16 protein-coding genes are annotated in these 14,512 nt (G+C 66.5%); 2 read left to right on the top strand and 14 right to left on the bottom strand.

Translation table 11 applies throughout. The features are described from left to right. Positions 1–25 precede the first annotated feature (25 nt). Positions 26–661, bottom strand: coding sequence for a serine acetyltransferase (locus HNP46_RS25340; RefSeq protein ID WP_184594505.1), 636 nt, complete (start codon positions 659–661; stop codon positions 26–28). Positions 662–998: 337 nt separating this feature from the next. Here HNP46_RS25340 and HNP46_RS25335 point away from each other — a divergent pair, with 337 nt between their 5' ends. Both HNP46_RS25335 and HNP46_RS25330 read left to right on the top strand, forming a co-directional pair. After that, positions 999–2,612, top strand: a complete 1,614-nt coding sequence (locus tag HNP46_RS25335; protein ID WP_184594502.1) for a flagellar hook-length control protein FliK — start codon at positions 999–1,001, stop codon at positions 2,610–2,612. Further along, the gene (locus tag HNP46_RS25330) at positions 2,609–2,950 is read left to right on the top strand and encodes an EscU/YscU/HrcU family type III secretion system export apparatus switch protein (protein ID WP_184594500.1); all 342 of its coding nucleotides are present in this window, start codon (positions 2,609–2,611) and stop codon (positions 2,948–2,950) included. Before HNP46_RS25335 ends, HNP46_RS25330 begins: the two co-directional genes overlap by 4 nt. A 6-nt stretch (positions 2,951–2,956) precedes the next feature. Here the strand turns inward: HNP46_RS25330 and HNP46_RS25325 are convergent, their stop codons facing one another. The 13 genes from HNP46_RS25325 to fleN form a co-directional block, all read right to left on the bottom strand. Further along, on the bottom strand, positions 2,957–3,454 hold the full coding sequence (locus HNP46_RS25325) for a hypothetical protein (protein ID WP_260403260.1): 498 nt from the start codon (positions 3,452–3,454) through the stop codon (positions 2,957–2,959). Between the two features lie 161 nt (positions 3,455–3,615). Then, positions 3,616–4,023, bottom strand: a complete 408-nt coding sequence (locus HNP46_RS25320) for a DUF2802 domain-containing protein (protein ID WP_184594498.1) — start codon at positions 4,021–4,023, stop codon at positions 3,616–3,618. 1 nt (position 4,024) lies between these two features. Next, positions 4,025–4,504 carry a chemotaxis protein CheW gene (locus HNP46_RS25315; protein WP_015476565.1) on the bottom strand — a complete coding sequence of 160 codons (480 nt, stop codon included), beginning with the start codon at positions 4,502–4,504 and terminating at the stop codon, positions 4,025–4,027. Between the two features lie 76 nt (positions 4,505–4,580). Further along, the gene (locus tag HNP46_RS25310) at positions 4,581–5,537 is read right to left on the bottom strand and encodes a CheW domain-containing protein (protein WP_184594496.1); all 957 of its coding nucleotides are present in this window, start codon (positions 5,535–5,537) and stop codon (positions 4,581–4,583) included. Positions 5,538–5,646: 109 nt separating this feature from the next. Then, positions 5,647–6,435: a ParA family protein gene (locus HNP46_RS25305; protein WP_184594494.1), complete on the bottom strand. Its 789-nt coding sequence runs from the start codon at positions 6,433–6,435 to the stop codon at positions 5,647–5,649. A 48-nt stretch (positions 6,436–6,483) separates the two neighbouring features. Beyond that, positions 6,484–7,368 carry a flagellar motor protein MotD gene (gene motD, locus HNP46_RS25300; protein ID WP_184594492.1) on the bottom strand — a complete coding sequence of 295 codons (885 nt, stop codon included), beginning with the start codon at positions 7,366–7,368 and terminating at the stop codon, positions 6,484–6,486. A gap of 15 nt (positions 7,369–7,383) precedes the next feature. Then, complete coding sequence (locus HNP46_RS25295) at positions 7,384–8,124, bottom strand: flagellar motor protein (protein WP_184594490.1); 741 nt, start codon at positions 8,122–8,124, stop codon at positions 7,384–7,386. Beyond that, a complete protein-coding gene (locus HNP46_RS25290; protein WP_184594488.1) occupies positions 8,124–9,236 on the bottom strand; it encodes a protein-glutamate methylesterase/protein-glutamine glutaminase in 1,113 nt (370 codons plus the stop codon). Before HNP46_RS25290 ends, HNP46_RS25295 begins: the two co-directional genes overlap by 1 nt. 72 nt (positions 9,237–9,308) lie before the next feature. Continuing rightward, the gene (locus tag HNP46_RS25285) at positions 9,309–11,525 is read right to left on the bottom strand and encodes a chemotaxis protein CheA (protein ID WP_184594486.1); all 2,217 of its coding nucleotides are present in this window, start codon (positions 11,523–11,525) and stop codon (positions 9,309–9,311) included. A gap of 31 nt (positions 11,526–11,556) precedes the next feature. Then, positions 11,557–12,339: a protein phosphatase CheZ gene (locus HNP46_RS25280; protein WP_184594484.1), complete on the bottom strand. Its 783-nt coding sequence runs from the start codon at positions 12,337–12,339 to the stop codon at positions 11,557–11,559. A 19-nt stretch (positions 12,340–12,358) separates the two neighbouring features. After that, positions 12,359–12,733: a chemotaxis response regulator CheY gene (locus tag HNP46_RS25275; protein WP_184594482.1), complete on the bottom strand. Its 375-nt coding sequence runs from the start codon at positions 12,731–12,733 to the stop codon at positions 12,359–12,361. A gap of 197 nt (positions 12,734–12,930) precedes the next feature. Then, a complete protein-coding gene (gene fliA, locus HNP46_RS25270) occupies positions 12,931–13,680 on the bottom strand; it encodes an RNA polymerase sigma factor FliA (protein ID WP_184594480.1) in 750 nt (249 codons plus the stop codon). Next, positions 13,677–14,507 carry a flagellar synthesis regulator FleN gene (fleN, locus tag HNP46_RS25265; RefSeq protein ID WP_184594478.1) on the bottom strand — a complete coding sequence of 277 codons (831 nt, stop codon included), beginning with the start codon at positions 14,505–14,507 and terminating at the stop codon, positions 13,677–13,679. Before fleN ends, fliA begins: the two co-directional genes overlap by 4 nt. Positions 14,508–14,512 lie beyond the last annotated feature (5 nt).

Raw genomic sequence — 14,512 nt, 5'->3', positions numbered from 1 at the left:
GTTTTTCGACAGGGTGTAACCTGCCTCAGGCGCTGCGCCGGGCCTCCGGGCCCTTGTCATCATCGCCCTGCGCCGCTTCGTCGCGGGCCAGCCTGGTGTGCATGGTGCTGATCGGCGAGCGTTCCTGCTGCGCAATGAGGCTGTGGGTGTGGCGGGAAATGTAGGCGTGGTTGGCCGGGATATCGCGGTTGACGAAGGCTGCCGCCCCGACCGAGACGTTGTCGCCGATATGCAGGCCATCACCGATGATGCAGACGTTGGCGCCGAGGCTGACGTTATCGCCGATGACGATCGGCCCGCTGCCATCGTTCTTCTGCCCGATGGTGGTGTTCTGGAAGATGCTGAAGTTCCGGCCGATCACCGTCTTGCGCGAGATGACGATGCCCACCGGATGGGGGATGTACAGCCCTTCGCCGACGGGAATGCTGATGGGAATCTCGATACCGAAGCGTTCCGCCAGACGATCCCCCAGGCGCAAGGCGCGCTTCTGCCAGAAATCGCGGGGACTGGAGTAGAGGAACTGGGCGAGGCGGAACCAGAACAGGTAGCGGTAACGGGCGCGCTGACGGTAACGGCGAAACAGCCGCGACCAGCTGAAGCGACGTTGCTCGCCCCCCAGCATCTCGATCCGCCACAGCCGTTTCAATTGCGCAAAGGTCATTACTGCATCCACCCGGTCCAGCCTGCGGTCCCTGCGGCAATGAAAACGCAATTTTACTCTGATACCGCCCATCGGCACAAAGCAACGCTGCGTTCGCCACCACGCAACAATCGCGCCGGCCCTTGCACAGCAAAGGCTGCCGATAGGCGAGAAGGTCAGCTTGCGCGGCAATCCTTAACTCTCTCTTAAAGTTCTCGGACCCCGACAACCCGGCAGCTGCCCGCTTATCCCTGGTCGGCCTGCTCCGCTCTCCGGCCCGGCGCGCCGAAGCGTCTAAAGTGCTCCGGGTCCGCGCCGATACACTGGGCGTAACCCCGTCTCCACCTGCAGGTTCCCGATGCCGAGCGAAATTGGCGCTTCCCGCCCGCTACCGCCCACGCCTTCGCCGCGCAGCTCGCAGAGCGCCGCCGAGCTGACGCTCAAGCTCGCCCAGAGCCTGGGCGACCTGCTACCGCCAGGGGACAAGGCCCACGCCGAAGTGCTCGCCGTCCGCGAGGGGCAAGTGAATTTCCAGCTGCTGCTGCGCCTGACCATGGCCAGCGGCCAGCAGGCGCTGGTGGTGGCCGAAAGCCCCCAGGCGCTGGCCAAGGGCAGCACCCTGCAACTCGCCTCGCTGACCCAGACCAACCTCGCCGCCACCCTGCTCAGCCCGCCCAGCCTGGGCCTGGGCGGGGTCAGCCAGGGGCCGCTGAACAGCCTCGACCTCGATGTACTGCCGGTGGGTACGCTGATCCAGGGCAAGGTGGACGCCAGCCAGCTGATCGCCCAGGGCAAGGCCGCACAGGTTGTCTACAAGGTCCTGGTGACCCTGCTCAACACCCCGCTGGCCGGGCGCCAGCTGAGTCTCGAATCGCCCAACCCGCTGCCGCTCAACAGCCTGCTCAGTGCCCGCGTGCAGGACCAGCAAGCCCTGCAGTTCCTGCCGCTGAACGCACGCCTGGACCAGCTCGACCTGAGCCTGCAACTGAGCGCCCAGCAGAGCCGCCAGGGCTCGCTGGACGGCCTGTTCAAGGCCCTGCAGGGCGCCGGCGCCAATGCCGATGCGGACATCAGCCCCGACCTGCGCCAGGCGGTGGACAAGCTGCTCGGCGCGCTGCCGGACGTGCGCCAGCTCAGCGACGCCAAGGGCGTCGCCCAGGCCTTCCAGCAGAGCGGGGTGTTTCTCGAAGCCCAGTTGCTGCGCGGCGTCGAAGGCCTGCCCCAGGACCTCAAGGCCAACCTGCTGCGGCTGATCGCGCAATTGCTGCCGGCGGTGCAGAGCGGCACCGCGGCGGCAGTCCTGAACAACCTGCCGGGCACTGCCCTGGCCGGTGCCAGCAACCTGGCACAGGCCATGCCCTCGTTCGTGCGTAATGCCCTCGGGGTGATCGGCCAGAGCAGCGGCCGCACGCCCGCTCCGGTGAGCTTCCCGCTGCCCAGCCGGCTGGCCCAGGAACTGGAGCAGGAGGGCGACCTGGAAGCCCTGCTGAAGCTGGCCGCGGCCGCCGTCTCGCGACTGCAGACCCACCAGCTGGGCAGTCTGGCGCAGAGCGACGTGCTGCCCGACGGCACGCTGGTGAATACTTGGCAACTGGAAATCCCCCTGCGCCATCAGCAGCAGATGGTGCCGATCCAGGTGCGCATCCAGCAGGAGGAGAAGGACAGCCAGGGCAGCAAGGGCGAACGCGAACAGCAGCCCCGCGAGATGCTCTGGCGGGTCGACCTGGCCTTCGACCTGGACAGCCTCGGCCCGCTGCAGGTCCAGGCCACCCTCGCCCACGGCAGCATCGGCAGCCAGCTATGGGCCGAGCGCGCCGCCACCGCGAGCCTGATCGACAGTGAATTGCAGACCCTGCGCCAACGCCTGAACGACGCCGGCCTCAGCGTCGGCGAGCTGAGCTGCCGCCAGGGCAGGCCGCCCCAGGGCACGCGTACCGCCGTGGAGCAGCGCTGGGTGGACGAGACCGCATGAAGAAGACGAGAAAGCCGCCGCGCCAGGTCATCGCCCTGAACTACGACGGCCAGAATGCCCCGACCCTGACCGCCAAGGGCGACGACGAGCTGGCGGAAACCATCCTCGCCATTGCCCGCCACCACGAGGTGCCGATCTACGAGAACGGTGAGCTGGTACGCCTGCTGGCGCGGCTGGAACTGGGCGATGCGATCCCCGAGGCGCTCTATCGCACCATCGCCGAGATCATCGCCTTCGCCTGGTACCTCAAGGGCAAGAGCCCGCTCAACGACGCGCCCGGCGATGTGCCGGACGCCATGCCCCTGCTGCTGCAGGGGCCGGATTCACGGCGGCGCTGAGTCGCCTCAGGCGCGGCACTCGCAGCCCAGCTGGACCGGCGGGTGATCGCCGCCGGGAGCGTAGTCGCGGAATTCGCGGACGGCGGAGCGGATCGGCCGCTCGTCCTCGCTGTGGTAGAGCACCATGCTGCTGGTCACCTCGCGCAGCTGCGCCAGGGAGATCGGCTTGTCCAGCACGTCCAGCAGCGGCACGCGGTTGGCCCAGGCCCACTGCATCAGCCCGCGCTTCTCTTCGGCGCTGTAGTTGCCCACCAGCAGGAACTGGCGGAAGGCGTTGCTCTGGCTGAGCGACTTCAGGCTCAGCAGCTCGCTGGGCCCCGGGGCGAAGTCGTCGTGGATGAACAGGCTGTAGCGGTGCCGGGCGGAGAGCGCCTTGCGCACCTCGTCCAGGTTCAGGCAGAGGCTCAGGTGATAGAACTCCAGCCGGTTGAGCAGCACGCTGTAATTCAGCAGTCGACCGGGATGGGAGCAAAGCACCATGGCACGACGGGAAATGGTCGCCATCTCGATGGCCCTCGGAAAAGTGTTGATGAGGGCCAATTTAGCGACGATTTGCCACTTTTCTTATCAGACAAGTCCTAAACAGGAGTAATGAAACTCCTACAATTTCACCCGCCCGATCAACGGTACGCTCCGCTTTTGCGCGCGGGGCACAGCCCGCTGGCTCAGTCCTGCCCCTTGCCCTGGTGCAGCCGCGCCACCAGTTCCGCTTCCGCCTGGGACAGGCCGCAGCTCTGGGTCAGGTCTTCAGGGCTAGCGCCCATGCCCACCAGGCGCGCCGCCTGGCTGAAGGACAGGCTGGTGGGGTCGCGCTGCTCGATGCGCACCAGGCGCTCGGGCAGCGGCGCGACCTGCTTGCTCAGCTCGCGCAGCTCCTCGCCCATGCGGATGTTGATCTGCTGGTAGGACTCGATGCGCTTGCCCTGCTCTTTCAGGCGCTGCTCGAACACCGCGAGCTGCTTCTCCAGCTGCACCGTCTGCGCTTCCTGCGCGCGCTGGCGCCCGACAAGCCAGTAGCAGGCGCCGACCAGGCCGGCGCAGAGGACGGCCAGGACCACCAGGGCGATCAGCACCTCAGATGCTCTCCAGCTCCGACCACTCTTCCTCGGTCATCATCTTGTCCAGCTCGACCAGGATCAGCAGCTCGCCGTTCTTGTTGCAGACGCCCTGGATGAACTTGGCCGATTCCTCGTTACCGACGTTGGGCGCGGTCTCGATCTCGGACTGGCGCAGGTAGACCACCTCGGCGACGCTGTCGACCAGGATGCCCACCACCTGCTTGTCGGCCTCGATGATGACGATCCGGGTGTTGTCCGAGACCGGCGCCGGGTCCAGGCCGAAGCGCTGGCGGGTGTCGATCACGGTGACCACGTTGCCGCGCAGGTTGATGATGCCCAGCACATAGCTGGGGGCACCCGGGACCGGCGCGATCTCGGTGTAGCGCAGTACTTCCTGGACCTGCATCACGTTGATGCCGTAGGTCTCGTTGTCCAGGCGGAAGGTGACCCACTGCAGAATCGGATCCTCGGCACCTTGCGCTGACGTTTTCTTCATATCCCCTCGCCTCTTCTGTCTGGTACCGCGCCGCTGGCGGCGCGGTGGTTTTCGTTCAATGGATTGGCGCCGCGCCTCAGGGCTTGAGGTGCCTGGCTGCGCCGCTGGCGATCAGCTCGGCCAGGGCCGAGACGTCAAGCAGCGCGCACATCTTGTCGATCACCGTGCCGGCCAGCCACGGGCGTTGCTGGCGATGACTGCGCCATTTCACCTCGGACGGGTCCAGGCGCACCGAGCGGCTGACCTGGTGCACAGCCAGCCCCCACTCGTAGCCCTGCACGGAAATCACGTACTGCAGACCTTCGCGGTAATCATCGCGGTAGCGCTCGGGCATCACCCAGCGCGCGGTATCCAGCACCTTCAGGTTGCCGTTCTGGCCGGGCAGGATGCCGAGGAACCAGTCCGGCTGGCCGAACAGCGGAGTCAGGTCGTGCCCCGCCAGCGGGTAGATCGAGCCCAGGCACACCAGCGGCACCGCCAGGGTCAGCCCGGCGACGTCGAACAGCAGGCATTCGAAGGGTTCGGCGGCCCATACCGGGCGGCCGTCGTCCAGCAACGCCAGGGGCGCGGCGGGCAGTTCGGCGCTGCCGGGCTGGTGCAGGTCGATGACCTGGGCCAGCGGCGCGGACGGCTCGTCGGCGAAGGCGGTTTCGCTCGCCGGCTCGGCCACGGCCGGCACTGACGGCAGGCGCAGTTCGGCGATCGGTTCCTGCACGAGCGGCGCGCGCAACGCTGCGCCCAGGCGCGCATCGCGCACCTGCTCTTCCAGCACGGCGGCTTCGAACTCGTCGATGCTGACGCTGGTTTCAGGCGCCTCGGCCAGCAGGGCCTGGGGCTCGGCGATGACGGTCGGCGCCGCGATGACCGGCTCGCTGACCACCAGGGCCACCGGAGCGATCGGTGCGACGGGCGCGACCACGGGCTGCGCCACCGGCTCGGCGGCGAAGTCTTCGAAAGTGGCCTCCTGCAGCAGCGCGTCCAGGTAGGACTGCAGCGCGAGCTGGGGGCGCGTGGCGGTAGCGGAACGACTCATGAGGAATGACCGCGCAAGGTGACTGTCCAGCCTATCGGCAGCGGATGCGTGGGACTTGAACGCATCCGTCGGATTCTTTGGCCTAAGCCGGCCTGCTTCGACGACATGCTCAGGCTACCTGGCTCGCCGGCACATGGGCCAGCAGATGCTTGAGCAGCGCGCGGTAGGCGATCACGCCGCGGCTGTTGCTGTCGTTGCGCGAAGGCACCGTGCCCAGGCGGCTGGCGTCGCGCAGCTTGGTGTCCACCGGGATGAACGCCTGCCAGAGCGTCTCCGGGTAGGTGTCGCGCAGCACCCGCAGGGTGCCCAGGGAGGCCTGGGTGCGGCGGTCGAACAGGGTCGGCACGATGGTGAACGGCAGCGCCTGCTTGCGCGAGCGGTTGACCATCTTCAGGGTGTTGACCATGCGCTCCAGGCCCTTGAGGGCGAGGAACTCGGTCTGCACCGGGATTACCAGGTGCTGGCTGGCTGCCATGGCATTGACCATCAGCACGCCGAGCAGCGGCGGGCTGTCGATGATCGCGTGGTCGAACTGGTTCCACAGCTGCGCCAGACTCTTGGCGATCACCAGGCCCAGGCCGTTCTGCCCCGGCGACTGGCGCTCCAGGGTAGCCAGCGCGGTGCTCGACGGCAGCAGGCGGATGTTCTCGTGGCTGGTGGGCAGCAGCAGCGACTCGGGCAAGCCCTCGGGCACGTTGCCCTGGTGCAGGAACAGGTCGAAGACGCTGTGCTCCAGGCTGTCCGGGTCGTGGCCGAAGTAGCTGGTCATCGAGCCATGGGGGTCCAGGTCGACGATCAGCACGCGCTTGCCGGCATCCGCCAGCAAACCCGCGAGGGCGATGGAGGATGTGGTCTTGCCGACGCCACCTTTCTGGTTGGCTACCGCCCAGACTTTCATAGTGCTGGCTCCCCGCTGGCACAGGATCGGTTCAGGGTAATCATGACGTCAGTTCCCTGGGGCCGATGACGAAGAATTGACGGCGCCACTGCCGGGCGCCTCGCTGGCAACCACTGGTGCAGATTGCGTGCCAGCGTGCCGCAACGCCTGGTCGGGCTGCGCCTTGGCACTGCCCACGCCGCTGATGCTGCGGCGCACTTCGAGGTTGCGGGAAATCACCAGGACCACCCGGCGATTGCGCGCGCGACCGTCTGCCGTGGCATTGTCCGCCACTGGCTGGAATTCGCCATAGCCGACCGCGGCCAGCCGACCGGCGTCCAGGCCATCCTGGGCGAGCAGGCGGACGATGCTGGCGGCGCGGGCGGTGGACAGCTCCCAGTTGGTCGGGTACTGCGCGTTGTGGATCGGCACGTTGTCGGTGAAGCCTTCCACGTGCACCGGGTTGCGGTATGGCGACAGAATCTTGGCGACCTTCTCGATGATCTCGAAGGCCGCGTCATTGGGGATCGCATCGCCGCTGGAGAACAGCAGGCTGGAATTGAGGGTGATCTCGATCCACAGCTCGTTGCCGCGCACCGACAGCTGGTCGGTGGAGATCAGGTCGCCGAAGACCTGGCGCACGCTGTCGCTGATCTGCTGCAGCGAATCCGGGTTGCCCTGGGCCTGGCCCTCGTCCTGCGGATCGGTGAGCGACTGGTCGGGCTGCTGGGTGCGCGGGCGCTCGTCGCCGACGGGGATCGGGCGCACCGAGCGGTCGGGCTGGTTGAACACGCCGGTGAGGGTTTCCGAGAGGATCTTGTACTTGCCCTCGTTGATCGAGGAGATCGAGTACATCACCACGAAGAAGGCGAACAGCAGGGTGATGAAGTCCGCGTAGGACACCAGCCAGCGTTCGTGATTCTCGTGTTCCTCATGACGCCGGCGGCGAGGCATGCGCATCCCTCCCCCTCAGCCGACGAAGCCTTGCAGCTTCAGCTCGATGGATCGCGGGTTCTCGCCCTCGGCGATGGACAGCAGGCCCTCCATGAGCATCTCGCGGTAGCAGGACTGGCGCAGCACGATGCTCTTGAGCTTGTTGCCGATGGGCAACAGCAGCAGGTTGGCCAGGCCGACGCCGTAGATGGTGGCGACGAAGGCCACAGCGATGCCGTTGCCCAACTGGCTGGGATCGGCGAGGTTGCCCATCACGTGGATCAGGCCCATCACCGCGCCGATGATGCCGATGGTCGGCGCGTAGCCGCCCATGGCCTCGAAGACCTTGGCCGCCGCCAGGTCGCGGTTCTCCTGGTTGAACAGATCGACTTCGAGGATGCTGCGGATGGCCTCCGGCTCGACGCCGTCCACCAGCAGTTGCAGGCCCTTGCGCGCATAGGGATCGCGCTCGGCGTCGGCGACGGTTTCCAGGCCCAGCAGGCCCTCCTTGCGCGCCGTCATGCTCCAGCCGACCACATGGTTGATACCGCCGACCAGGTCCACCCTGGGCGGCAGGACCATCCAGCGCAGCATGGTCAGCGCGCGCTTGAGCACGCCCACCTGGGTTTGCAGCAGCGCGGTGGCGAGCGTGCCACCGATCACGATCAGGGCCGCCGGGCCGTTGGCCAGGGCACCGACGTGCCCGCCCTCGAGGAAGTTGCCACCGATGATGGCCACCAGCCCGAGGATCAGGCCGACCAGGCTGAGGACATCCATCAGCCGCAGGCCTCGGTCAGGTGCCGGCCGATGTCGTCGAGGCTGTACACCGCGTCGGCCAGGCCGGCCTTGGCGATGGCCATGGGCATGCCGTAGATCACGCAGCTGGCCTCGTCCTGGGCCCAGACCTGGGCGCCGCCCTGCTTGAGCATGCGTGCGCCTTCGCGGCCGTCGGCGCCCATGCCGGTGAGGACCACCGCCAGGACCTTGTCGCCATAGGCCTTGGACGCGGAACCGAAGGTCACGTCGACGCAGGGCTTGTAGTTCAGGCGCTCGTCACCGGGCAGGATGCGGATCGCGCCACGGGCATCGACCATCATCTGCTTGCCACCGGGGGCCAGCAGCGCCACGCCAGGACGCAGGATGTCACCATCCTCGGCTTCCTTGACGGTGATCCTGCACAGCTTGTCCAGGCGCTCGGCGAAAGCCTTGGTGAAGGCCGCCGGCATGTGCTGGATGAGCACCAGCGGTGCGGGGAAATTGGCAGGCAGCTGGGTCAGCACCCGCTGCAGCGCCACCGGCCCACCGGTGGAAGTACCGATGGCCACCAGCCGGTAGGGCTTACGCTTTGGGGCGGCGGAAGTCGCCGGAGCCGGTGCGGCCGGCGCGTGGCTGCTGGAGTGGGCGCTCGGCGATACGCTCGGGCGCGCGCTGCTGCCTGCGGCGCTCGGCGCGGGGGCCGGGGCGCTGGTGGCATAGGCGGAAAAGCGCCGGTTGCTCTTGGCGATGGTATGGACCTTCTCGCACAGCAACTGGCGGACCTTGTCCGGGTTGCGCGAGATGTCCTCGAAATTCTTCGGCAGGTAGTCCACCGCGCCGGCGTCCAGCGCGTCCAGGGTCACCCGCGCGCCCTCGTGGGTCAGCGAGGAGAACATCAGGACCGGCGTCGGGCAGCGCTGCATGATGGTCCGCACCGCGGTGATGCCGTCCATCAACGGCATCTCGTAGTCCATGGTGATCACGTCGGGCTTGAGCGCCAGCGCCTGATCGATCGCCTCGCGGCCATTGGTGGCCGTGCCGACCACCTGGATCTGCGGATCAGCCGAGAGAATCTCCGAGACGCGGCGGCGGAAGAACCCCGAATCGTCCACCACCAGGACTTTGACAGCCATAGACACTCCTGAAAAAGACTTCTTCCATCACACGGGCGGGCGCGGGGTCGTCCCACGGCCCGCCCATGGCGGTCAGATACGACGGGCGTAGCGCTTGAGCATGCTCGGCACGTCGAGGATCAGGGCGATGCGCCCGTCCCCGGTGATGGTCGCCCCGGCCATGCCCGGCGTGCCCTGCAGCATCTTGCCCAGCGGCTTGATCACCACTTCTTCCTGGCCCACCAGCTGGTCGACCACGAAGCCGATGCGCTGGGTGCCCACCGAGAGGATCACCACGTGGCCCTCGCTGGACTCGTCGCACTGGGCGCCCGGCACCAGCCAGCGCTTGAGGTAGAACAGCGGCAGGGCCTTGTCGCGGACGATCACCACTTCCTGGCCGTCCACCACGTTGGTGTTGGACAGGTCGAGATGGAAGATCTCGTTGACGTTGACCAGCGGGAAGGCGAAGGCCTGGTTGCCCAGCATCACCATCAGGGTCGGCATGATCGCCAGGGTCAGCGGGACCTTGATGACGATCTTCGAGCCCTGGCCCTTGGTCGAGTAGATGTTGATGATGCCGTTGAGCTGGGAAATCTTGGTCTTCACCACGTCCATGCCGACACCGCGGCCGGAGACGTCGGAAATCTCGGTCTTGGTCGAGAAGCCCGGGGCGAAGATCAGGTTGTAGCAGTCGGACTCGGACAGCCGGTCGGCCGCGTCCTTGTCCAGCAGGCCCTTCTCCACGGCCTTGGCGCGCAGCACGTCGGGGTCCATGCCCTTGCCGTCGTCGGAGATCGACAGGAGGATGTGGTCGCCTTCCTGCTCGGCGGACAGCACCACCTTGCCCGAACGCGACTTGCCGGCGGCCTCGCGCTCGTCGGGGCCTTCGATGCCGTGGTCGACCGCGTTGCGCACCAGGTGCACCAGCGGGTCGGCCAGGGCCTCGACGAGGTTCTTGTCGAGGTCGGTCTCTTCGCCGATCAGCTCGAGGTTGATCTCTTTCTTCAGGTTGCGCGCCAGATCGCGGACCTGCCGCGGGAAGCGGCCGAAGACCTTCTTGATCGGCTGCATGCGGGTCTTCATGACCGAGGACTGCAGGTCGGCGGTGACCACGTCGAGGTTGCTGACGGCCTTGGCCATCGCCTCGTCGCCGCTGTTCAGGCCCAGGCGCACCAGGCGGTTACGCACCAGCACCAGTTCGCCGACCATGTTCATGATCTCGTCCAGGCGGGCGGTGTCCACGCGCACGGTGGTTTCCGCTTCGCTGGCGGGCTTTTCCGCAGCAGCGGCAGCGGGCTTGGCCGCGGCCGGCTTGGCAACTGCGGCCGGTGCCGGCGCGGCGGCGGGCCTGGGCGCAGGAGAAGGAGCAGGAGTCGCAGGCTGGGCGGCCGCGACCGGCGCTTCGGTGGCTCCGGTGAACTGGCCCTTGCCGTGCAGCTCGTCGAGCAGCTTCTCGAATTCGTCGTCGGTGATGTTGTCGTCGCCCGCGGCAGCCGGGACAGGCTCGGCCTTTTCTGCCGGCGCGGCTGCGGTGACAGCGGCCTCTTCCTTGGCACCGGTGAACTGGCCCTTGCCATGCAACTGGTCGAGTAGCGCTTCGAATTCGTCGTCGCTGATCTCGTCGCCGCCGGCCGGAGCTTCGGCAGCCGGTGCCGGAGCCGGCTTGGCGGGTTCCTTGGCGCCCGCGCTGAACTGGCCCTTGCCGTGCAGCTGGTCGAGCAGCGCTTCGAACTCGTCGTCGCTGATGTCGTCGCCACCGCCACCCGCCGCCGCGGCAGGCGCGTCCGGGGTGGGCTCCAGGGCATCCATCAGTTGCTCGAACTCGGCATCGGTGATGTCGCCGTAGGCGGCCGGCGCAGCTTCCTGCACAGGCTCGGCAGCGGCCACCACGGCGATCGCCGGAGCCTCGGCCGGCGCAGCGTTGGGGTCGGCCAGGCGCGACAGCGCGGCGAGCAGTTCGGGAGTGGCCGGCGTCGGTTCCTCGGCGTCACGCACCTGCTGGAACATGACGTTGACGGTATCCAGCGCCTGCAGCATCACGTCCATCAGCTCGGCATCCACGCGGCGTTCGCCCTTGCGCAGCATGTCGAAGACGTTTTCAGCGATGTGGCAGCACTCCACCAGCGCGTTCAGCTGGAGGAAGCCGGCTCCGCCCTTGACGGTATGGAACCCACGGAAGATGGCATTGAGCAGGTCCATGTCTTCCGGGCGGCTTTCCAGCTCGACCAGTTGCTCGGACAGTAGCTCGAGGATCTCGCCGGCCTCCACCAGGAAGTCCTGGAGGATTTCGTCATCGGCGTCGAAGCTCATTCGGTGCTCCCTCTACAGCGTCAGGCGACGCTTAAAAACCAAGGCTGGACAACAGGTCATCGACGTCGTCCTGACCGGACACGACGTCCTTTCTTGTATCGGCAGCAATCTGCGGACCTTCACCCTTGGACGATCTTTCTTTTTCCACCGCATCGCGCATGCCGTCGTGGTCATGCTCGATACCGGCGTAGCGATCGACCTGACCGGCCATCCACACCAGCTTCACCAGGTTCGACTCAACCTCGGTCACCAGCTTGGTGACACGCTTGATCACCTGGCCGGTGAGGTCCTGGAAGTCCTGCGCGAGGAGGATGTCGTTGAGGTGGGCGGAGAGCTTGCGGCTGTCCTGGGCACTGACGTAGAGGAACTGGTCGACACGCTTGGCCAGCTCGCGGAAGGCCTCCGGGCCCAGCTCGCGGCGCATGAAGCGCGACCAGTCTTCCTGCAGCTCCTTGGCCTGGGTCTCGATGTGCATGACCACCGGGGTGCACTCTTCCACCAGGTCCATGGTGCGGTTGGCGGCCTTCTCGGTCATCGTCACCACGTAGGACAGGCGGTCGGTCGCGTCGGCGATCTGCGACATCTCCTCGGCGTGCCGGGAGTTGGGGTCGATCTGGAAGTTGACGATGGCGTTGTGCAGTTCGCGGGTGAGCTTGCCGACCTCCTGGTAGAGGCCGCGGTCACGCGCCTGGTTGAGCTCGGAGATCAGCTGCACGGCAGTCTGAACGTCGCCACGCTCGAGGCACTCGACCAATTCGTGCGCGTGTTTTTTCAGGGTCGACTCGAAGTCACCCGCGGATTCGTTGAAATCCATGACGCCCTCTTGGTCAGCCTCAGCTGCCGACCCGCTCGATAATCTTCTCGATCTTTTCTTTCAACACCTGAGCGGTGAAAGGCTTGACCACATAGCCGTTGACCCCGGCCTGGGCCGCTTCGATGATCTGGTCGCGCTTGGCTTCGGCGGTGACCATCAGCACCGGCAGGTGCTTGAGGCGCTCGTCGGCGCGGACCGCACGGAGCAGGTCGATGCCGGTCATGCCGGGCATGTTCCAGTCGGTAACGAGGAAGTCGAAGTTGCCACTGTGCAGCATCGGCAGCGCCGTAGTGCCGTCGTCGGCCTCTGCGGTGTTGGTGAACCCCAGGTCCCGCAGGAGGTTCTTGATGATGCGCCTCATCGTGGAAAAGTCGTCCACGATGAGAATTTTCATGTTCTTGTCCAAGCCTGCCTCCATCGATACCAAACGCGCCCTGGCGGGCGTGCCGTCAATTCATTGAGCGCCGTACGCTCCTGGGTGCGGGCGCGTCAAAGGAACGTCACCCAAAAATTCGTAAGCCTATAACGCGCTTAAGGAAATTCCCTTCAGCACTGCCTCTCAGAAGAAACCGACGCGAAACTACCCGATGCTCAGCGCGCGCGCCACTCCGCCAGTCGCGAGCGCAGGCGCGCGGCGCACTGGCTGTGCAACTGGCTGACCCGCGACTCGCTGACCCCCAGCACTTCGCCGATCTCCTTGAGGTTGAGCTCCTCGTCGTAGTACAGCGCCAGCACCAGGCGCTCGCGTTCGGGCAGCTTGGTGATGGCGTCGGCCAGCGCCGCCTGGAAGCGCTCGTCTTCCAGGCCGTGGGAAGGCTCGTTGTCGTGGTGCGAGGCGTCTTCGGCAAAGCCACCACCCTGGTCACCGTCCTGCAGCATGTCGTCGAAGCTGTACAACCGGCTGCCCTGGGTGTCGCTGAGGATGCCGTAATAGTCTTCGAGACTCATATTGAGTTCGGCAGCAACCTCCTGATCTTTAGCGTCGCGTCCGGTGCGCGCCTCGACGGTGCGGATGGCGTCACTGACCATGCGGGTGTTGCGGTGTACCGAACGCGGGGCCCAGTCGCCCTTGCGCACCTCGTCGAGCATCGCGCCACGGATGCGGATGCCGGCGTAGGTCTCGAAGCTGGCGCCCTTGCCCTGGTCGTACTTCTTCGCCGCTTCCAGCAGGCCGATCATGCCGGCCTGCATCAGGTCTTCCACCTGCACGCTGGCCGGCAGGCGGCCGAGCAGGTGGTAAGCGATCCGCTTCACCAGCGGGGCGTGCTTCTGGATCAGCAGTTCCTGGGAGTTGTGCGCCTGTGCCTTGCTGTACATACGCGCTCCGGAGGCCGCGGTCATACGGCCGAACCCGTGGTCGGATGCTGCACCAGGCGCTCGACGAAGAACTCCAGGTGCCCGCGTGGGTTGGCCGGCAGCGGCCAGCTGTCGACCTTCTGCGCCACCGCACGGAAAGCCAGGGAAGCCTTGCTGCGCGGGAACGCCTCATACACCGAACGCTGCTTCTGCACGGCCTTGCGCACCGACTCGTCGTAGGGGATGGCGCCGACGTACTGCAGCGCCACGTCGAGGAAGCGGTCGGTGACCTTGGTCAGCTTGGCGAACAGGTTGCGCCCTTCCTGCGGACTGTGGGCCATGTTCGCCAGCACGCGGAAACGGGTCATGCCGTAGTCGCGGTTGAGCAGCTTGATCAAAGCATAGGCATCGGTGATGGAAGTGGGTTCATCGCAGACGACCAGCAGCACTTCCTGGGCGGCGCGAACGAAGCTCACCACCGAGTCGCCGATGCCGGCGGCGGTGTCCACCACCAGCACGTCGATGTTGTCGCTGATGTCGCTGAAGGCCTGGATCAGGCCGGCATGCTGCATCGGCGTGAGGTGCACCATGCTCTGGGTGCCCGAGGCCGCCGGGACGATGCGGACGCCACCGGGGCCCTGCAGGATCACGTCGCGCAGGTCGCACTCGCCTTCGATCACGTCGGCCAGCGTCCGCTTGGGCGACAGCCCGAGCAGCACGTCGACGTTGGCCAGGCCCAGGTCGGCGTCCAGCAGCATGACGCGACGGCCCAGATCGGCCAGCGCCAGCGACAGATTCACCGACACGTTGGTCTTGCCGACGCCACCCTTGCCACCGGTGACTGCGATTACCTGAACGGGATGCATGCCCATATCAA

The organism is Pseudomonas nitroreducens, assembly GCF_014204515.1.
GTDB lineage: Bacteria > Pseudomonadota > Gammaproteobacteria > Pseudomonadales > Pseudomonadaceae > Pseudomonas > Pseudomonas nitritireducens_A.
Note: the sequence above shows the minus strand (reverse complement) of the source record. Positions and strands in the feature narration are given on the sequence as shown.